At 75.8% G+C, this 21759-nt stretch carries 4 protein-coding genes; all 4 read left to right on the top strand.

Features of this window, described 5'->3' with window-relative positions:
- Nucleotides 1-8 precede the first annotated feature (8 nt).
- From V5P93_RS17350 to V5P93_RS17335, 4 genes are read left to right on the top strand one after another with little or no spacing between them, the layout of a single operon-like run.
- Complete coding sequence (locus V5P93_RS17350) at nt 9-14450, top strand: SDR family NAD(P)-dependent oxidoreductase (RefSeq protein ID WP_219824006.1); 14442 nt, start codon at nt 9-11, stop codon at nt 14448-14450.
- Entirely contained in the window at nt 14447-17920 is a 3474-nt protein-coding gene (locus V5P93_RS17345) for an amino acid adenylation domain-containing protein (protein ID WP_181043553.1), read from the top strand. Before V5P93_RS17350 ends, V5P93_RS17345 begins: the two co-directional genes overlap by 4 nt.
- 56 nt (nt 17921-17976) lie before the next feature.
- A complete protein-coding gene (locus V5P93_RS17340; protein WP_104479872.1) occupies nt 17977-19113 on the top strand; it encodes an OzmP in 1137 nt (378 codons plus the stop codon).
- A gap of 20 nt (nt 19114-19133) precedes the next feature.
- Nucleotides 19134-21755 carry a beta-ketoacyl synthase N-terminal-like domain-containing protein gene (locus V5P93_RS17335; protein ID WP_104479871.1) on the top strand — a complete coding sequence of 874 codons (2622 nt, stop codon included), beginning with the start codon at nt 19134-19136 and terminating at the stop codon, nt 21753-21755.
- Nucleotides 21756-21759: the final 4 nt, after the last annotated feature.

The following is a 21759-nucleotide window of genomic DNA, read 5'->3' as shown; positions in this document are numbered from 1 at the left end:
TCAGCGCAGTGAGCAACACGGGCGAGCAGCCGGTGCCCGACGCGGGCACCGGCTCCGTGGCGGACACGGACATCGCGATCGTCGGCATGGCCGGGGCGTTCCCGGGCGCCGGTGGTCTCGACGCGTTCTGGGACCTGCTGCGCGAGGGCCGGGTGGGCACCACCCAGTTCAGCCGGGACGAGCTCGCCGCCGCCGGGGTGCCCGCGCGGCTGCTGGACGACCCGGCCTACGTGCGCGCGCACGGGGTGATCCCGGGCGCCGACCTGTTCGACACCGGGTACTTCGAGTTCACCCCCGCCGAGGCGGAGTTCACCGACCCGCAGCACCGGGTGCTGCTCACCACCGGGCACGCCGCGCTGGAGCACGCGGGCTACGACCCGGCCCGCTTCGACGGGCTGATCAGCGTCTACGCGGGCGCGGCGATCAACACCTACCTGCAGCAGCAGGTGCTGCCCAACGTCGACCAGACCGCCACGTCCGACCACTTCGCGGTCATGGTCGGCAACGACAAGGACTTCCTGGCCACGCGGCTGTCCTACAAGCTCGACCTGCGCGGGCCCAGCTACACGGTGCAGACCGCGTGCTCGACCTCCCTGGTGGCCATCCACCTGGCCTGCCAGGGCCTGGTCAACGGCGAGTGCGACATGGCGCTGGCGGGCGGGGTCACCGTCAAGCTGCCGCAGGACAAGGGATACCTCTTCGAGGAGGGCGCGATCCTGTCCGAGGACGGGTACGCGCGCACCTTCGACGCAGGGGCCAGCGGCACCGTGCTGGGCAACGGTGTCGGTGTGCTGGTGCTCAAGCGGCTGCGCGAGGCCATCGCCGACCGCGACACCGTGCACGCGGTCATCAAGGGCACGGCCACCAACAACGACGGCTCCGGCAAGGTCAGCTTCGCCGCCCCGGGCGCCGCCGGACAGGCCGCGGTGATCCGGGAGGCGCACGCCGTGTCCGGTGTGGACCCGCGCACCATCGGCCACGTCGAGGCGCACGGCACCGCCACCCGGCTCGGTGACCCGGTGGAGGTCTCCGCGCTGACCAGGGCGTTCCGCGTGGCCACCGCGGACACCGGGTTCTGCGCGATCGGCTCGGTCAAGTCCAACATCGGCCACCTCGACGCCGCCGCCGGGGTGGCGGGCGTGATCAAGACCGTGCTGATGCTGAAGAACCGGTCGCTGGTGCCGACCGTCAACTTCCACACCCCCAACCCGGCCATCGACTTCGCCGCGAGCCCGTTCGCGGTGAGCACCGAGACCCGCCCGTGGACCGGTGCCGGACCGCTGCGCGCCGGGGTCAGCTCGTTCGGCATCGGCGGCACCAACGCGCACGCGGTCCTGCAGGAGGCGCCCCCGGCCGCCGTGCGCGGCGGCTCCCGGGAGACGCAGGTGCTGGTGGTGTCCGCCCGGACGCCGACCGCGCTGGCCACCGCCGCGGGCGAGCTGGCCGAGCACCTGGCCGCGGACGCGACGACCCCGCTGCCGGACGCGGCCTACACGCTGGCCGTGGGCAGGCGGGCGCACGAGTTCCGGATCGCGGTGTCCGGCACCGACCGGACCGCGCTGGCCGCGGCGCTGCGCGCGGCCGCCGCGCCTGCGCACCAGGCGGCGGGTGAGGTGTCGTTCACCTTCACCGAGCAGGTCTCCGGAGCCGCCGAGCTGGCCGCCGGGTGGAGCGCCGCCGAGCCGGTGTTCGCCGAGCACCACGCCGCGGCGCTGGCCGCCGGGGCGGACGGGCAGGGCACGCGCGGCCAGGTGTTCGCGTTGCAGTACGCGCTGGGCAGGCTGTGGCGGCACTGGGGTGTGCGGCCGGTGGCCGCGCACGGCGACGGCGTGGCCGCGCGGGTCGCCGCCTGCGTCGCCGGGGTGCTGCCGCTGGCCGCGGCGGTCGCGGACCTGGGCACGGAGCCGCCGACCGCCGCCACCGGCTCCCGGATCGCCGTCCGCGCGGCGGGCGACGCGGTGCGCGGGCAGGCGATCGGCGTGGCGGACGGGCCGTGGGCGGGGCTGGCGCTGGCCTGGGCCGCGGGCGCCGAGGTCGACTGGGCGGCGTACTACGCCGACGAGGAGCGCGGCCGGGTGCCGCTGCCGACCTACCCGTTCGAGGGCCGCCGGTGCTGGATGACCGGCCCGGTGGACGAGCGGCGGGCGGTGGCCGCGGGCCCGCACCCGATGCTCGACGAGAACATCTCCACGCTGGACACCCTGGCCTTCCGCGGCACCCGGTCCGGGTCGGAGTTCTACCTGGCCGACCACCGGGTCGACAGCGCGCCGGTGATGCCCGCGGTGGGCTACCTGGAAATGGCGCGGGCGGCGGGCGAGCTGTCGCTGGGCGGCCCGGTCGCGCTGGGCGGGGTGGCATTCGAGCAACTGCTGTCCTACGCGGATGGTCCGCGGACGGCCTTGGTGTCGCTGTGGCGCGACGGGGACGCGGTGGGCTTCGAGGTCGTGGCGGGCGACGCGGTGCACACGACCGGTGAACTGCGCCCCGCCGCCCCGGAGCGGCCAGGCCCGATGGACCTCGCCGCAGTGGCCGCACGGTGCACCGACAGCCTCGGCCACGACGACTGCTACGCGCTGCTCGGCGCGCGCGGGCTCGACTACGGGCTGCGGATGCGCGCGCTGACCGAGGTCGCGCTGGGCGGGTCCGAGGCGCTGGCGCACCTGGCGCTGCCCGAGGGGGCGGAGCTGGACGGGGCGCTGCTGAACCCGGCCCTGCTCGACGGCGCCCTGCACGCGCTGGTGGTGCTGCTGGCCCACCACTACGGCGAGGCGGCGACCGGGTTCCTGCCGATCGCGCTGGGCGAGCTGACCGTGCACGGGGCCGTGACCGGTCCCTGCCGGGTGCACGTGGCGCTGGGACAGCTCGGCGAGCGGGCCGCGCACGCGTCGGTGACCGTGCTGGACTGCGCCGGGCACGTGCTGGCCAGGATGCGGGACCTGGCGGTGCGGGTGCTGCGCGAGTCGGCGTGCTCGGCGCTGCTGGTGCGCGGCTGGACCCCGGCGCCGCTGACCGCCGCCGGTCGAGCGCCGGAGGCACTCGTGGTGTCCTCGGACACCGAGGTGGCTTCGGCGCTGGGCGCGCGGGCGATCGGGTTCGACGCGGAGATCGAGGCGCTGCCCGCGGCCGTGGTGGTCGACGAGGCGGAGCCCGCGCAGGCGCTGCGGATCGTGCGGCGGCTGCTGGGGCTGCGGCCGACGAGCCCGGTGCGGGTGCTGTTCGCGCACCGGCACTCCGGCGAGGCGCTGCCGCGGCGGCGGGCGCTGGCAGGCCTGGCGCGGTCCGTGCGGGCGGAGAACCCGCTGCTGGCCGTGCAGGTCGTGGGGCTCGACGGGGTGGCGCCGTCGGTGCTCGCCGAGGAGCTGGCCGGGCCGGGGACCGACGTCGAGGTCCGCTACGGCGCGGCCGGTCGCGCCGTGCCCGCGTTCGAGGCCGTCGGCCCCGAGACCGCGGCCGTCCGCGTCCGCGCGGGCGGGGTGTACGTGATCACCGGTGGGGCCGGTGGGCTCGGCCGGGTCGTGGCGGCGTGGCTGCTGGCGCAGGCCCCCGACGCGCACGTCGTGCTGGTCGGCCGGTCCGCGCGGCCAGAGGGTCTGGACGGGCGGCTCGCCTACCGTCGTGCGGACGTGGCCGACTCGGCGGCGGTGGCCGCCGTGCTGGACGGGGTTCGGGCCGAGTTCGGGGCCATCACCGGGGCGGTGCACGCCGCCGGTGTGCTGCGGGACGCGTTCACGCTCGGCAAGTCCGACGAGGACTTCGCCGCCGTGCTGGCCCCCAAGGTCGACGGGCTGCGGGCGCTCACCGCCGCCACGGCCGACGACGAACTGGACTTCCTCGTCGCCTTCTCCTCCATCGCCGCGCACTTCGGCAGCGCGGGCCAGGCCGACTACGCCACGGCGAACGCCTACCTGGAGGCAGTGGCCGAGCAGCGCGGGATCACCGCCGTGGCCTGGCCGATGTGGGCCGGGGGCGGCATGGCGCAGACCGCCGAGGCCGCCGCGGAGGTGGCCGCGGCGACCGGGTTCGGCGTGCTGCCGACCGCGGCCGGGCTGGCGCTGCTCGGCCGGGTGCTCGGCGTCCCGGGCGCGGTCGTGGCCGCCTACGGCGACCTGCCCCGGATCACCGCGGCGCTGGCCGCGCCGGTCGCGGTCCCCACCGGGAGCACCACGGGCACCGAGCCCGCCGAGTTCGCTGCGGACGCCGCGGACGGCGGGTCAGCGCGGGCGACGGCGCTGGGGATGTTGCGCGGGCTGGTGGCCGGGCAGACCCGGCTGGACCCGGCGGAGATCGCCGAGGAGGCGCCGTTCGAGCGCTACGGCATCGACTCGCTGATGATCACCAAGCTGAACCGGGAGCTGGACAAGCGGTTCACCGGCCTGTCCAAGACCCTGTTCTTCGAGTACGCCACCCTCGGCGAACTGGCCGACCACTTCGCCGAGCAGCACGCGGCCGAGCTGGTCGGCACCCCGGCCGAGCAGGCGCCCGCCACGTCCCGGCCCGCCCGCACCACCACCCGCACCCGCCCGGGCGCCCCGGAGACCGGGGCCGATCGGTCCACCGAGGGCGCCATCGCGGTGATCGGCGTGGCGGGCCGCTACCCGCGGGCCGACGACCTCGACGAGTTCTGGGCCAACCTGCTCGCGGGCCGCGACTGCGTCACCGACATCCCGGCCGACCGGTGGGACCACACCCGCTGGTACGACCCGGACCCGGCCACCCCCGGCCGCGCGCACACCCGCTGGGGCGGGTTCCTGCGCCACGTCGACCGGTTCGACCCGCTGTTCTTCGGCATCTCCCCGCGCCAGGCCGAGGTGATGGACCCGCAGGAGCGGCTCTTCCTGCTCACCTCCTGGCACGCGCTGGAGGACGCGGGCTACCGGCGCGCGGACCTGTCCGGCCGCCAGGTCGGGGTGTACGCGGGCGTGATGTACGGCGAGTACCAGTTCCACGGTGCCGCCGACGTCCTCGGCGACGGCGGGCCGCTGACGGGCTCGTCCTTCGCCACCATCGCCAACCGGGTGTCCTACGCGCTGGACCTGTCCGGGCCGTCGATCGCGCTGGACACCATGTGCTCGTCCTCGCTGACCGCGATCCACCTGGCCTGCCAGAGCCTGCGCCGCGGTGAGACCGACCTGGCGATCGCCGGTGGCGTCAACGTCTCGGTGCACCCGTACAAGTACGCGTTCCTGTCCCAGGGCCGGTTCCTGTCCTCCGACGGCCGCTGCCGGGCGTTCGGCGAGGGCGGCGACGGGTACGTGCCGGGCGAGGGCGTCGGCGCGGTGCTGCTCAAGCCGCTGGCCGCCGCGCTGGCCGACGGCGACCGGGTGCACGGCGTCATCCTGGGCAGCGCCGTCAACCACGGCGCCAAGACCAACGGCTACACCGTGCCCAGCACGCGCGCCCAGCAGCGGGTGATCACCTCGGCGCTGGCCGAGGCCGGGGTCGGCCCCACCGACATCTCCTACGTCGAGGCGCACGGCACGGGCACCGCGCTGGGCGACCCGATCGAGTTGACCGGCCTGACCGCCGCCTACCGGTCCGCCTCCGCCGAGCCGGGCCACTGGCCGATCGGTTCGGTCAAGTCCAACATCGGCCACCTGGAGTCAGCGGCGGGCATCGCCGGGCTGACCAAGGTGCTGCTGCAGTTCCGACACCGCACCCTGGTCCCGTCGCTGCACTCGGCCACGACCAACCCGAACATCGACTTCACCCGTTCGCCGTTCCGCGTGCAGCAGACCGCGGCCGAGTGGGCGGCCAGGGGTCCGCGCCTGGCCGGGCTCAGCTCCTTCGGCGCGGGCGGCGCCAACGCGCACCTGGTGCTGGCCGAGTCGCCGACCCCGGAGCCGGGGCACGACCTGCCCGCCGCCCGGCAGCGGACCGACGAGCCGGTGCTGTTCCTGCTGTCGGCGCGCGACGACGACCGGCTGCGCGCCTACGCCGCCGCGGCCGCCCGCTTCCTGAGCACCGAGCACGTGCCGCTGGCCGACCTCGCGCACACCACCCGGGTCGGCCGCGAGGCCATGGGCGCCCGGCTGGCCGTGCTGGCCGACAACGGCGCGGACATCCACGCCGCGCTGTCGCGCTTCGCCGAGGGCGGCCCGCTGCCGGACGTAGCGGGCGGCGGCGACCTGGCCGAGCGGGCCCGGCACTGGCTCGGTGGCGGCGACGTCGACTGGCGGGCGGTGACCACCGGCCGCCGGGTGGCCGCGCCGCTGTACCCGTTCGCCGACGAGAGCTACTGGATCCCGTTCAAGGCCGACCCGGTGGCCGCGGCCCCCGCGCTGCACCCGCTGGTCGACGCCAACGAGTCCACGGTGACCGAACTACGGCTGCGCAAGACCCTCACCGCGGCCGACCCGCTGCTGCGCGACCACGTCATCGACGGCAGGCCGGTGCTCGCGGGCGCGGCGACGCTGGAGTTCGTCCGCGTCGCCGCCGGGCTGCTCGACCCGGGCACCCGCCACGCCCTGCGCGAGGTCGTGTGGGGCCGGGCGGTCGAGCCCACCGAGGACGGACTGGACCTGTTCGTGTCCTTCCGCCCGCAGGGCGACAGCCTCGCCTTCGAGGTCCACAGCTCGCCGGTCGGCGGTGCGGCGGAGCGGGTCGTGCACGCCCGCGGTGTCGCCGTCGCTGCGGACTCCGGCCCGCTGGTGCTGGACCCGGCGCGGATCGAGCAGCGGCTGACCCCGCTGCGCGACCGGGCGGCGACCTACGCCGACTACGCCGCCGCCGGGTTCGCCTACGGCCCGTCGTTCCAGGTGGTCGACGAGATCTGCACCGGTCCTGGCGAGGCGCTGGTCCGGCTCAGCGGTGCGCGGACCGGGATCGACCTGCCGCCCGCGCTGCTCGACGGCGCCCTGCGCGCCTGCCACTGGGTCGACCGGACCACCGCCCCCCGAGCCGGTGAATTGGCGGTGCCGTTCAGCCTGGGGTCGCTGGAACTGCTGGCCCCGCTGCCCAGCACCTGCCTCGCGCACGCCCGCTTGGTCGGCGAGACCGCCGGGGTCCGCCGGTTCGACGTGACGATCACCGACGAGCGCGGCTCGGTGCTGGCGGTGCTGCGCGACTTCGCGGGCCGCGACCCGAGGGCCCCCGTCGCCGACGCGGCGGCCGACCCCGGCCGGGCGCTGCTCTACGCCCCGGTCTGGCGGGCCGCCGCCGCGGCTGAGCCCGCCCCGTCGGCGGTGCCCCTGGTGGTGGTCGGTGACCTGCCCGGCCTGGTGCCCGCGCTCTCCGGCACCCGCTCGCGGGTGGTCACCGCCGAGCTGGGCGACGGGCTCGCGGGCGTGCTCGTCGGGCTCGGCGCGGACGACGTGGACGTCGCGTTCGTCGACGGCCTGGTCGGCGGGTTCGACCCGGATGCCGTGGAGCGCGTCTCCCTCGCGATGTCGGACGTGCTGCACGCGACCAGCACCGGCCGGCTGGCCGGGCGGGTGCGCGTGGTGGCCGCGCACGGGGCGGACCGCCCGGAGTGGGCGGCGCTGGCCGGTTTCGCCAAGTCGACCGCCGCGGTGGCGCCCAGGTTCGAGCTGCTCGTGCTGGAGCTGCCCGCGGCGCCGGTGGCCGAGGTCGCCGCGGCGATCACCGCCGAGCTGGCCGCCGCGGACCGGATCGCCGGTGTGGAGGTCCGGCGCACGGCGACCGGCCGCGAGGTGCGGGGGCTGCGGCCCGTGACCGACCTCGCCGGTGCCGGGTCGCCGGTGCGCGACGGCGCGGTCTGCGTGGTCACCGGCGGGCGGGGGGCCATCGGCCGGGTGCTGGCCGAGCACCTGGTGCGCACCCACCGGGCCAGGTTGGTGCTCATCAACCGGTCCGAGCCGGACGCGGGCGCCGCCGCGTGGCAGCGGGAGCTGGGCACCGAGGTGCTGGCGCTGCGCGCGGACGTGACCGACGCCGACTCGCTCGGGGCCGCGCTGGCCGCCGCGCGGGCGCGGTTCGGGTCGCTCAACGCGGTCTTCCACCTGGCGGGCGTGGCCGATGACGGGCGCGCCGACGGCGACCGGGCCCGGTTCGCCGGGGTGCTCGCCGCCAAGACCCGCGGTCTGGTCGCGCTCGACCGGCTGACCGCCGAGGACGACCTCGACGCGTTCGTGGTGTTCTCCTCGCTGTCCTCACTGGTCGGCGACTTCGGCGCGGTGAGCTACGCGACCGCCAACCGGTTCGCCGACCGCTACACCGAGCTGCGCGAGACCTGGTCGCGGCCGGGCCGCGGGCTGTCGCTGGCCTGGCCGCTGTGGTCGGTCGGCGGGGTCGACGGGCTGGTCAGCGCGGCCGAACTGGCCGCGTACACCCGGCACAGCCACCTGGCCGCGCTGACCGCCGAGCAGGGCATGGCCTGCTACGACCTGGCGATGCGCGCCGACACCCCGTGGCTGGTGCCCGCCTGGGGCGACCCGGCCGTGCTCGACGCGGCGCTGACCGGGCAGGCCCCGACCACCGCCCAGCCCACCGCCCCGATCGCGGCGGCCGCAGACACCACGGCGGACGGTGCGCAGCGGGAGCGGCTGGTGGCGCACCTGCGCGGCGCGCTGTCCGGGGTGCTCAAGCTGCCGTCGGGCACGCTGGACAGCCGAGTCGCGCTGGACGGGTACGGGTTGGACTCGGTGCTCATGATGGAGACCACCTCGCTGCTGGGCAAGGACTTCCCCGGCCTGCGCGGCACGGTCTTCTTCGAGTGCCGCACGGTCGACGAGTTGGCCGACCACGTGCTGGCCGAGCACGCCGACGCCGTGGCCGCGCTCTTCCCGCGGGCGCGGGCCGACACGGCCGCCCAGCCGGCGGCCCCCCAGCCGTCGACCGCCCAGCCCTCGGCGGCCCGTCCGGCCACCGTGGTGGCGGACCCGGTGCGGCCCCGCCCGGAGGCCGACGAGCCGATCGCGGTGATCGGGATCAGCGGCCGGTACCCGCGGGCGGCCGACCTCGGCGAGTTCTGGGCGAACCTGGCCCAGGGCCTCGACTGCGTGAGCACGGTGCCCGCCGACCGGTGGGACGCCGAAGCGCTCTACGCCGCCGACCCGCGGACCCCCGGCCGCAGCTACGGCCGGTGGGGCGGGTTCCTGTCCGACGTGGACTCCTTCGACTCGCTGTTCTTCCAGATCGCACCCGCGCAGGCGCGCACGATGGACCCGCAGGAGCGGCTGTTCCTGGAGACCGCCTGGTCGGCGCTGGAGGACGCGGGCTACCCGCCGTCGCGGCTCCCGGCGCCTGCGTTCGGCGGGCAGGGCCACGACGTCGGCGTGTTCGTCGGCGTGATGTGGGACGACTACGCGGTGCTGGCGGCCACCGAGTCCGCGCGCGGCAACCACCAGGTCGTGCTGGCCAACCGGTCCTCGATCGCCAACCAGGTGTCGTTCTTCTGCGACTTCCGCGGCCCGAGCGTCGTGGTCGACACCGCCTGCTCGGCGTCGCTGGTCGCGGTGCACCAGGCGTGCGAGAGCATCCGCCGCGGCGAGTGCGCCTACGCCATCGCGGGCGGGGTCAACGTCGCGGTGCACCCGGACAAGTACGTGCACCTGAGCCACAAGACCATGCTGTCCACCGACGGCAAGTGCCGGGCGTTCGGCGCGGGCGGCGACGGGTACGTGCCCGGCGAGGGCGTCGGCGCGGTCCTGCTCAAGCGCCTCTCCGAGGCCGAGCGCGACGGCGACACCGTGCACGCCGTCATCCGCGCCACCGCGGTCAACCACGGCGGTCGCACCAGCGGCTACACCGTGCCCAACCCGCAGGCCCAGCAGGCGCTCGTCGAGCAGGCGCTGGCCGCGGCGGGCGTCGACGCGCGCAGCATCGGCTGCCTGGAGGCGCACGGCACCGGCACCGCGCTCGGCGACCCGATCGAGCACACGGCGCTGGCCGGTGTGTACGGCAGGCACACCGCCGACACCGGGTTCTGCGCGCTGGGCTCGGTCAAGTCGGCCATCGGGCACCTGGAGGGCGCGGCGGGCATCGCCGGGCTGACCAAGGCCGTGCTGCAACTGCGCAACGCCACACTGCTCCCCACCCTGCACGCCGACGAGCTGAACCCGATCATCGACTTCACCCGCTCGCCGTTCGCCGTGCAGCGGGAGACGGCCCCGTGGGTGCCGCGGGCAGCCGCCGACGGCACCCCGCTCCCCCGCCGCGCGGCGGTCAGCTCCTTCGGCGCGGGTGGCACGAACGCCCACGTGGTCCTGGAGGAGTACCGGCCCGCCGCCGCGGCCCCGGACGGTGTGGACGGTCCGGAACTGGTGGTCCTCTCCGCCCGCGACGAGCCCCGGCTGCGCGAGTACGCCGCCCGCCTCGGCGCGGCCCTGGCCACCGCGGACGGGCTGCGGCTGACCGACGTCGCGCACACGCTGCGGGTCGGCCGGGAGCCGATGGCCGAGCGCCTGGCGTTCGTGGCCACCGACCTGGCCGACGCCGCCGCGAAGCTGTCCGCCATCGGCGGCGGCGAGGGCGGGCAGTGGCTGCATCGCGGTCGGGTCCGGCAGAACCCGGAGCTGGCCGACCTGTTCACCGCGGGTGCGGGCGGCGAGGAGTTCCTGACCGCGCAGGTGCGGGCGGGCCAGGACGACCTGCTGGGCAGGCTGTGGGTGTCCGGGGTGGCGGTGGACTGGGCGGTGCTGGACCGGCTGCGCCCGCGCCGCAGGCGCCGGGTGCCGCTGCCCACCTACCCCTTCGCCCGCGTCCGCCACTGGCTCGACACCGACACCCGGCCCACCCAGGTCACCCCAGAACCCCCCGGTCCGTGGCAGCACGTGCTCGCCGCGACCGACCCGGTGGTGGCCGACCACGTGGTCGGCGGCCGGGCGATCCTGCCCGGCGTCGGGCACCTGGACCTGGTCGCCCGAGCCCGCGGCGGGCTGGTCGGCCAGGCGTTCGCCGACGTGCGGTGGGTCGTCCCGGTGGTGGTGACCGGCAGCGGTGAGCGGGTCGGCGTCCGGTTCGACGGCGACCGCTACCAGGTCGTCGGGGAAGACGAGGCGGTCCGCTCGACCGGCCGACTCCTGCCCGCGACCGGCGAGCCCGGCACGGTGGACGTCGCCGCGCTGCGGGCCGCGCTCACCGCGGGCCCGGAGCACGAGGCGTTCTACCGCCTGCTCAGCGGCCAAGGCCTGCCCTACGGGCCGTTCTTCCGCCGGGTGTCGCGGGTGTGGACGGGCGAGGACGAGGTGCTCGGCCGGATCGGCACCGGCCCCGACGGCGGCGCCGCGCACCCCCTGCACCCCGGTGTCCTCGACGCCGCGCTGCACACCGTCGCCGCGCTGCTGGTCCGCCGCCGCGGCGAGGGCGCCCGCCCGATGCTGCCGTTCGCGGTGGACCGGGTGGACGTGTTCGGCCCGGTGCCGGACACCGGCTGGTCGCACGTGCGGGAGACCGGCCCGGACCGCTGCGACGTGACCCTGACGGACGAGTCGGGCGCGGTCCGGGTCCGGTTCACCGGCCTGGCCTACCGCGAATCCAAGCCCGCCACCGCGGTGGGCTACATCCCCCGCTGGGAGCGCGAGCCCGCCGCAGGCGCGGCGGAGCCCGCCGACCACGTGCTGCTGGTCGGCACCGGGCTCGACTCGGAGTTGGCGGCCGGGATCGTCCAGGCCCACCGGGGCGCCCGGATCTCGCGGCTGCCCGTCGGCCTCGGCGGGCTGGGCGAGGCGGAACTGGACCGCGCGCTGCGCGACGCGGCGGGCACCGACCTGGTGTACTTCCTCGCCGCCGACGCGGAGACCGCCGCCGGACCGGCCACCGAGCGCGGCGTGGTCGCCCTCTACCGGCTGCTGCGCGCGCTGGACCGGCGCGGGGCGCTCGACCGGCCGCTGCGGCTGAAGGTCGTCACCACCGACGCGCACCCGCTGGAAGCCGGGGACGAGTCCCGGCCGTGGTCGGCGGGTCTGGCCGGGGTGGCGATGGTGGCGGCCAAGGAGTTCACCAACCTGCGGGTGTCCCTCGTGGACGTCCGGTCGGCCGAGGCGGCCTCGGTGGCCGCCCGGGTGGCCACCGAACCGTTCGGGGCCCGGACCTCGCCGGTGTCGCTGCGCGGCGGGGTGCGCCGGGTGCGGGTGCTGCGCCGCGCGGAGCTGCCCCCGGCGCGGACCCGGTTCCGCCGGGGTGGGACCTACCTGGTGGTCGGCGGCTTGGGCACGGTCGGCCGGGACACCTGCCGCCACCTGGCCGCCACCTACGGCGCCAACCTCGTCGTGGTCGGCCGCTCCCCGCTCGACGACACCGGGCGCGCGTTCGTCGCCGAGCTGGAGCGGGCGGGCGGGCGGGTGCGCCACCTGTCCCTCGACGCGACCGACCCGGTCGCGGTGGCGGGGGCGGTGGCCACCGCCAAGCGCGAGTTCGGCGGTCTCAACGGCGTGGTGCACGCGGCGATGGTGCTGGTGAACCGGGTCATCCGCGAGTTGCCGGAGGCGGAGCTGCGCGCCGCGGCGGACACCAAGGTCGACTCGACCACGGCCGTGCTGGCCGCGGTCCGCGACGAGCCGCTGGACTTCGCGCTGCTCTACTCCTCGGGCGTGGTGTTCGACGGCAACCACGGTCAGGCGGGGTACGCCGCCGGCTGCGCGTTCGCCGACGCCTACGCCCACCACGCGGCCCGCACCCTGCCGTTCCCGGTGCGGGTGCTGAACCTGGGCTACTGGCACGCGGGCGGCGACCCGGCGCGGGAAGAGGTTCTGCGCAGGCTCACCGCCGCCGGTGTCCGGCCGCTGACCGCCGAGCGCGGCATGGACGTGGTGGAGCGCGTGCTGGCCGCGGATCTCCCGCAGGTGCTGGGGCTGGACGCCGACCAGCGCATCCTCGACACCCTGGGGATCCCCGCCGACGGGGCGCTAGTGGTGACGCCCGGCGCGGTGGCCGTACCGCCGCAGGTGCTGCCCGGGGGGCCCGCTCCGGACCCGGAGCTGGCGGCGCACCAGCGCGCGGTGGCCGAGGGCGAGGAACTGGCCCAGCGGCTGCTGGCGGCGGCGCTGGACCGGGCGGGCCTGTTCGCCCATCCCGGCACCTGGGCGAGCCGCGCGGAGCTGGCGGCCCGCCTCGGGGTGGTGACCGAGCACGCGCCCCTGTTCCGCGCGCAGCTCGACGTCCTGGTCGGCGCCGGGTACCTGGTGGCCGACGGCGACCGGGTGCGCGGCGCGGACCGGGCGGTCGAACCGGAGGCGGAGACGCTCCGGGCGCTCGCGGCGCTGGTGGCGGGGCGGCCCTCGGTGGCCCCGCTGGCCGAACTGCTGCGCGACTGCCTGGCGGTGCTGCCGGACGTGCTCGCCGGGCGGGCCAACGCCATGGAGGTGCTCTTCCCCGGTGGCTCGCCGGACCGGGTGGCGGCGGTCTACCGGGGCGACCCCGTGACCGACCGGTGCAACGCCGAGGTGGCCCGGCTGGTCGTCGAGCAGGTGCGGGCCCGCGCGGCCGGGGGTGCCCGGGTGCGGGTGCTGGAGGTCGGCGCGGGCACCGGCGGCACCAGCGCCGGTGTGCTGGCCGCCCTCGCGCCGCTGGGCGACTCGGTGGAGTACGTGTTCACCGACCTGTCCCCCACCCTGGTGCGCAAGGGCCGGGCCCGGTTCGGCGCCGCGCACCCGTTCGCCCGGTTCGAGGTGCTCGACATCGAGTCCACTGAGGACAGTGGGTACGACGTCGTCCTCGGCACCAACGTCTTCCACGCGACCCCGGACCTGAGCCGGACGGTGGCCAGGGCCAAGCGGCTGCTGCGCGCGGGCGGGGTGTTCCTGGCCGTCGAGGGAACCCGACCGCAGCACCAGCCCGCGCTGGTGTTCGGGCTGACGGCGGGTTGGTGGCTGTTCACCGACCCCGAGCAGCGGCTGCCCGGGTCGCCGCTGGCCACCGAACGGCAGTGGCGGGACGTGCTGGCGGCGGCGGGCTTCCGCGGGCTGAGCGCCGCGGCGCCGACCACCGGGGTCGGCCCGGCGTTCCAGAGCGTCATCGCCGCGGTGAGCGACGGTGTCGTCCCGCTGACCGCGGCCCCGGCCGAGGTCACCGTCCCCGCCGAGCGGGCACCGGTGGCCGAGCCGGTGGCGGTCGGACCGGCGGGTCAGGCGCGGACGGACGCCCTGGCGGAGGTGACCGGGGTGTTCGCCCGGGTGCTGGAGATGGCGGCCGACGACCTGGACCCGGACCTGACCTTCGAGCACTACGGGGTCGACTCGCTGGTGACCATCGAGCTGACCCGGGCGCTGGAGGCGGTCTACGGGCCGCAGCCCGCAACGCTGCTGTTCGAGCGGATCACCATCCGCGGACTGGCCGAGCACCTGGGCGGTGCCGCCCCGGCCCCCGCGGGCCGGGCACCCACCCCGGCCCCGACACCGCCGCCGGGGCCCGCCGACCAGGTCAGCGGGCCGGTGGAGCAGGCGGCCGGGGCACCGGACGCCGTGGCGCTGGTCGAATCCATGTCCGACGAGGCGGTGGACGCGCTGCTCGCCGAGCTGCTGTCCGGCCACGACTCCGAGGGAGGCGGGCGGTGAGCGCCCAGTCCCCGAACCCGTTCGGCTGCGTGGTGATCGGCGAGGAAGCGCTGCTCGTCGAGTGCACCCGGCTGCTGCTCGAGCGCGGCCACCGCGTCGACGCGCTGGTCTCACCGACCCAGGGGCTGCTGGACTGGGCCCGCGAACAGGGCCTCAACGCAGTGCCGTTCGGCGATGACCTGGCGCGGCGGTTGGCCGGGCTGGAGTTCGAGTACCTGTTCAGCATCGCCAACCTGCGGATGCTGCCCGACGAGGTGCTGGCGCTGCCGAGCCGGGCACCGGTCAACTTCCACGACGGGCCGCTGCCCCGGCACGCGGGCGTGTTCGCCACGAGCTGGGCGATCCTGGAGGGCGAGGAGCGGCACGGCGTCACCTGGCACGTGATGACCCGCGAGGCCGACACCGGCGACCTGCTCAAGCAGCGCACTTTCCCGCTGGCGCCCACCGCCACCGTCCGCGACCTGGACGTGCTCTGCTTCGACGCGGGCGTGGAGACCTTCGGCGAGCTGGTCGACGAGCTCGCGGCAGGCACCGCCACCCGCACCCCGCAGGACCTGGCGCTGCGCACCTACCACGGCCGCTACGACGGCCCGCCGCGCGCGGGCCTGGTCGACTGGCGCAGACCCGCCGAGGAGTTGGACGCGCTGGTCCGGGCGACCGCGTTCGGCAGGCGCCGCAACGACTTCGGCTGCGCGCTGGTGGCGCTGGGCCACGGCGCGCTGGCCGCGGTGCGCGGGGTCGAGGTGCTCGACCGGGCCGCGACCGCCGAGCCGGGCACGGTCGTCGGCCGGGACGCGGGCGGCATCACGGTGGCCACCGGGGACCGCGACGTGCGGCTGGTCGACCTGGTCCACCTCGACGGCGAGCCGCTGGACCCGGCCGAGGTCGGCGCCGCGCTGCCGGCGCCCTCCGACGCCGAGGTCGAGGAGCTGACCGGTGCGAGCCGGGCCGGGTACCGGGCCGAGGCCCGGTGGTTGCGGGTGCTGCGCGACCTGGAACCGGTGCTGCCGCCCCGGTTCGGCGAGCTGCGCGAGACCGCGCCCACCCGTACCCCGGTGCCGCTGCCCGACGGGCTGCCGGGGCCCGCCGACCGCACCGCGCTGGCCGCCGTGCTGGCGTTCCTGGCCCGGCTGGGCCGCACCGGCGAGCGGGACGTGGCCGTGTCCACCGGGCAGCCGAGCGCCCGGGGTGTGCTGGCCGCCGAGGTGCCGCTGCGGCTGCCCGCGGGCCTGCTCGACCGCGCACTGCCCGAGCTCGCCGAGGAGGTCGGGGCGGCGGTGACCGCCCTGCGCGCTCGCACCCCCTACCGGCGCGACCTGCGGCTGCGCCACCCAGAGCTGACCGGGGCGGCCCGCACGAGCCTGCCGGTGGTGGTGCGGTTGTCCGACCTGGGCGGCGAGTCCGACGACAGCCGCGCGCTGGCGGTGCGGATCACCGACGACGGCGCCGTGTCGTTCCACAGTGGACACGAGTTGTCCGGCGGGCAAGTGGACTGGCTGACCGCGCACTACGCCCGCTTCGTCGCCGCCGCGGCCGGTGGCGGAGCGCTCGGCCGGGTGCCGCTGCTCTCCGCCGAGGACCGCGAACTGGTCGAGCGCACCTGGAACGACACCGACGAGGACTACCCGCGCGGGCAGACGGTGAGCCGCTTGGTGTCCGACATCGCCTGCGCCGCCCCCGCCGCGCCCGCCCTGCGCTTCGCGGGCCGCGAGCTGGACTACGGCGAGGTGGACGCGGCCGCCGACGAGGTGGCCACCCGGCTGGTCGAGCTGGGCGCGGGTCCGGGGCAGCTGGTCGGGGTGTTCCTGGAGCGCTCGGCCGACCTGGTCGTGGCCCTGCTGGCGGTGCTCAAGTCCGGCGCCGCCTACGTGCCGATCGACCCGATCTACCCGCCCGCCCGCATCGGCCACATGCTCGCGGACTCCGGTGCCCGGCTGGTGCTCACCGACGACCGGCTCGGCGCGGGCCTGGCGGACTTCCCGGTGACCCCGGTCCCGGTGGCCGCCGCCCCCCGGGCCGGGTCGGTCGCGCCGCTGGACAACTCCGACCCGGACGCCACCGCCTACGTCATCTACACCTCGGGGTCCACCGGGACGCCCAAGGGTGTGCGGGTGGGCCACCGGGCACTGGTGAACTTCCTGTGGACGATGGCCCGCCGCCCCGGTTTCGGGTCGCGGGACTCGCTGCTGGCGCTGACCACGGTGTGCTTCGACATCGCCGGGCTGGAGCTGTACCTGCCGCTGGTGCGCGGCGGGGTGGTCGAGGTGCTGCCCACCGAGGTCGGCGCGGACGGTTTCGCGCTGCGCGAGCGGATCGAGCGGGCCAAGCCCACGGTCGTGCAGGCCACGCCGACCACCTGGCAGATGCTGCTCACCGCCGGGTGGGCGGGTGATCCGGGCCTGCGGGCGCTGTGCGGCGGCGAGCCGCTGCCCGCCGCGCTGGCCCAGGCCCTCGTCGGTCGAGTCGGCGAGCTGCACAACGTCTACGGGCCGACCGAGACGACCATCTGGTCCACGGTGGACCGTGTGCGGCCGGGCGCGCCGGTGACCATTGGCCGTCCGATCGGCAACACCCGCTGCCACGTGCTCGACGAGCGCGGCGAGCCCGTGCCCCCGGGCATCCCCGGTGAACTGCACATCTCCGGCGACGGGGTGGCCGAGGGCTACCTGGGCAGGCCGGAGCTGACCGCGGCGCGCTTCGTGGCCGCGCCGTCGGGCACCGGCCGCGCCTACCGCACCGGGGACCTGGTGCGCCACCTGCCCGATGGGCGGCTGGAGTACCTGGAGCGCATCGACGGGCAGATCAAGCTCAACGGCTACCGGATCGAGCTCGGCGAGGTCGAGGCCGCGCTGCTCGCGCTGCCCGGTGTCCGCGCGGCGGTGGCCGTGGTCCGCGAGGACCGCCCGGGGGATCGGCAGCTCATCGGCTACGTCGCCGCGGCGGCGGAAGCGGCCGCACCGGCGGAACTGCGTGCGGCCCTGCGCGACCGGCTGCCCCGGTACATGGTCCCGGCGGCGGTGGTGGCGCTGTCCGCGCTGCCGCTGACCCCCAACGGCAAGGTCGACCGCAAGGCGCTGCCCGCCCCCGGCCCGGCACGGATCGCGGGCGGTGCGGGCGGGGTGGTCGCGCGCACCGACCTGGAGCGGCGGATAGCCGAGGTGTGGTGCGAGGTGCTCGGCCTGGCGCAGGTGGGCACCGAGGACACCTTCTTCGACCTGGGCGGCGACTCGCTCAAGCTGACCTCGGCCGCGGCGGTGCTGCGCGAGCGGCTGGGCAGGCCGATCACCCGACTGGACATGTTCGGCCACCCCAGCGTCCGGGCGATGGCCCGGCACCTCGCGGGCACCGAACCCGCCCCGGCCGCCGCCACCGCGGCGCGCGCGGGCGAAGCGCACCCCGCCCGCAAGCCGCGGACCCGTGACACCGCCGCGCTGGCCCAGCGGCGCGGCAGGCGGCAGGGCCGCGCATGACCGGACCCGGAACCCGGCCCCCCGAACACCGACGCCCACCACAGCCAGGAGATCCCGTGTCCAGTTGCCAGGTCTGCTCGTTGAAGGCAGGTCACCCCGGAGTGGTGCTCGACGAGCAGCAGGTGTGCAACCTCTGCAACCTGGACTTCGCCTCGGACCTGCTGGTGAACTACCGCTACACCAGCGACGTGTTCGTCGAGTTCCAGCAGGCGCCGCCCGCCACCGGCACCGACTACGACTGCCTGTTCATGTACTCCGGCGGCAAGGACAGCACCTACATGCTGGACAAGTTCGCCAACGAGTACGGCAAGCGGGTGCTCGCCTTCACCTTCGACGTGCCGTTCGAGAGCGAGCACGCGGCGCGCAACATCGAGCTGGCCAAGGCGAAGATCCCGGCCACGTTCGTCCTCGACGCCGACGACGACAACATCAAGCTGATGATGCGCGAGGTGTTCAACCGGCCCGCGCCGGTGAAGCCGGGCAAGTACCTCGACGAGAAGCTGCCGTGCGTGTCCTGCCGCACCTTCTTCGTGCTGCGCGCGATCCTGATGGCCTACCGGGAGAAGATCCCCTACATCGCGCTGTGCGCCGACCCGCAGCAGATCCTGACGATGCAGTCCAACGTCCGCGAGGTCGTGCGCGACTTCTACCGGACCTTCGGCGAGCGGTTGACCGACACGCTGTTCGGCGGGCAGCTCGAAGAGCTGCTGTTCGACGACGACGAGAACCTGCCCAAGATCGTGTTCCCGTTCATCGCGATGCGCCACGAGTACGACCCGGACCGGATCGTCGAGGAGCTGCGCGCCAAGGGCCTCTACCAGTCCTCCCCGCTGGAGACGCACTGCACGCTGTTCCCGCTGCTGAACCTGTACTCCTTCAAGAACTGGGACTGCATGTTCTACAAGCTCAACGCCGCATCGCACGTGCGGTCGGTCAAGCGCAACGCCGACTACGACCGCAACACCTTCTCCATCAAGTTCCCGCGCTCGCTCGACCTGGCCGACGTGGAGGCGCGGATGGGCGAGGTGGTGCTGGCCATCGCCGCCGGGGAGGGCGACCCGGACGCGCATGAGAAGACCCTGGTGGAGCTGTTCCAGCGGATGGACGCCACGGAGGACGCCGCCCGGTTCGTGGCCAAGAGCTTCCTCGACATGCGCCAGACCGCAGCCGACCTCGGCATCCGCCTCAGCTGAGCACCGCGAAAGGACTCCTCGTGACCACCTCCGATTCCGACATCGCGATCATCGGCATGGCCTGCCGGTTCCCCGGCGCCGACTCCACCGACCGGTTCTGGGAGGTGCTGCGCGAGGGCCGCGAGACGCTCACCCGGTTCACCGACGAGGAACTGCTGGCCGCGGGCGTGCCCGCCGCGCGGCTCGCCGACCCGCGCTACGTCAAGGCCGGGCAGACCATCGCCGACGTCGAGCTGTTCGACGCCGAGCTGTTCGGGTTCACCCCGGAGGAGGCGGAGATCCTCGACCCGCAGCACCGCGTCTTCCTGGAGTGCGCGCTGACCGCGCTGGAGCGCGCGGGTGTGGACCCGGAGCGCACCGAGGGCAACATCGGGGTGTACGCGGGCGCGGGCATGAACACCTACCTGCTGCACAACCTGGCCGCCCGCTACGCGGGCGCGTCGTCGGTGGACCAGTACCGGCTGATGCTGGCCAACGACAAGGACTTCCTGGCCACCCGGCTGTCCTACAAGCTCAACCTGCGCGGGCCGAGCCTGAACATCAACACCGCCTGCTCGACCTCGTTGGTGGCGCTGCACACCGCGTGCCTCGGCCTGCTCGGCGGCGAGTGCGACACCGCGCTGGTCGGCGCGGTGCACCTGGGCCACGCGCGGCAGGGGTACCAGTACCAGGACGGGATGATCTTCTCCCCGGACGGGCACTGCCGGGCCTTCGACGCGCGGGCCAGGGGCACGGTCATCGGCAGCGGCGCGGGCGCGGTGGTCCTCAAGCGGCTCGCCGACGCGCTGGCCGACGGGGACTGGATCCACGCGGTGGTCAAGGGCACCGCGGTGAACAACGACGGGGCGGGCAAGACCGGCTACACCGCGCCCAGCGTCGGCGGGCAGGCCCAGGTGATCGCCGACGCGCACGAGGTCGCCGGGGTCAGCGCCGACCGGATCGGCTACGTCGAGGCGCACGGCACCGGGACTCCGCTCGGCGACCCGATCGAGGTGGCCGCGCTGACCGAGGCGTTCCGCCGGAGCACCGACCGCACCGGCTACTGCGCGCTGGGTTCGGTCAAGACCAACATCGGCCACCTGGACACCGCGGCGGGCATGGCCGGGTTGATCAAGACCGCGCTCCTGCTGGAGCACCGGACCCTGGTGCCCAGCCTGCACTTCACCGAACCGAACCCGGACATCGACTTCGCCGCGAGCCCCTTCGCGGTCAACACCGAGACCCGCGAGTGGGCGTCCGACGGCCCGCGGCTGGCCGGTGTCAGCTCGTTCGGCATCGGCGGCACCAACGCGCACGTGGTCCTGCAGGAGCCCCCGACGCGGAGCACCGCCCCGCAGGCCCGTGACCGCGAACTGCTGGTGCTCTCCGGGCGCACCGAGGACGGCCTGCACCGGGCGACCACCGCGCTGGCCCGCCACCTCAGGCAGCACCGCGACCTCGACCTGGGCGCGGTCGCGCAGTCCCTGGGACTGGGCCGCCTCGGCAGGCGGCACCGGGTGGCGCTGGTCGCCGAGGGCGTGCGGGACGCGGCCATGGCCTTGGCGCTGGGCGACGAGGAGCGGCTGGTGCGCGGGTCGGTCGAGCACGAGCCGAGCGCCCCGGTGCCGGTGCTGACCGGCACCGCGCCCGCCAGCACCGCGGAGCTGTACAAGTCGGTGCCGCAGTACCGGTCGGCGGTCGACGAGCTGGCCGGGTCCGGCGGGGCGGCCGAGCTGCTGCTGTCCTCCGGCGGCCCGCGCGCGGCGTTCGCGCACGAGTACGCCCTGGTGCGCACCCTGCTGGCGTGGGGGGTCGAGCCCACCGGGTACGCCGCGAGCGGCCCCGGGCTGGCCGTGGCCGCCGCGCTGACCGGCGCGCTGGCCCCCGCCGACGCGCTCGCCCTGGCCGCGGGCACCACACCGGCGGGGTTCGCCGCGCCGGTGCTGCCGGTGTTCTCGGCCGGGACCGGCCGCTGGCTGACCGACGACGAGGCCGCCACCGCCGCGGCCTGGACCGGCACCGGCGAGCTGACCGCCGTGGACGGCGCGCTCGCGGGCATCGGCGGGCACGCGCTGCACCTGGCCCCGGCCGACGGGACCGCCGCCGACCTGGGGCACCTGCTGGGGCTGGCCGCGGCCGAGTGGGTGCGCGGCGCGGACCTGGACTTCGCCGCCCTGCGCGGCGACGACACCGAGGCGATCGACGCGGGCGTGCCGCGCCGGGTCCCGCTGCCGACCCACCAGTTCGACCGGCGGCGGCACTGGATCGACCCGGGCGCCCAGGAGTCCGCGGCGCCCCGGGTGCGCGAGCGGCTGGTCGACCGGTTCGACCCGGCCGACCCCACGGCGAGTCTGCTGCTGGTCACCGACCACCTGGTCGACGAGATCGGCGGGGTGCTCGGCGGCAGGCACCTGGCCGGACTGGACACCAACCTGTTCGACCTGGGCCTGGACTCGCTGGTGCTGATCGAGGTGGTGGCCAAGCTCAGCGAGCAGCTGGACGTCGAGGTCCCCGCCACCGCGTTCGTGGAGTTCCCCACCATCCGCGCGTTCGTGGACAACCTCGCCGAGCTGCTGGGCCTGGCCGCCGCCCCGGCCGCCACCGCCGCCGCGGCGGGCCGCACCTCCCTCCGCGCGCAGCGCGCCGCCGCGCTGCGCGGCTGACCCC

Origin of the sequence: Actinokineospora auranticolor, assembly GCF_041897805.1 — a bacterium.
GTDB classification, from domain to species: Bacteria; Actinomycetota; Actinomycetes; order Mycobacteriales; family Pseudonocardiaceae; genus Actinokineospora; species Actinokineospora auranticolor.
The sequence above is the reverse complement of the archived record's forward strand: the minus strand, read 5'-3'. Positions and strand labels throughout refer to the sequence as shown.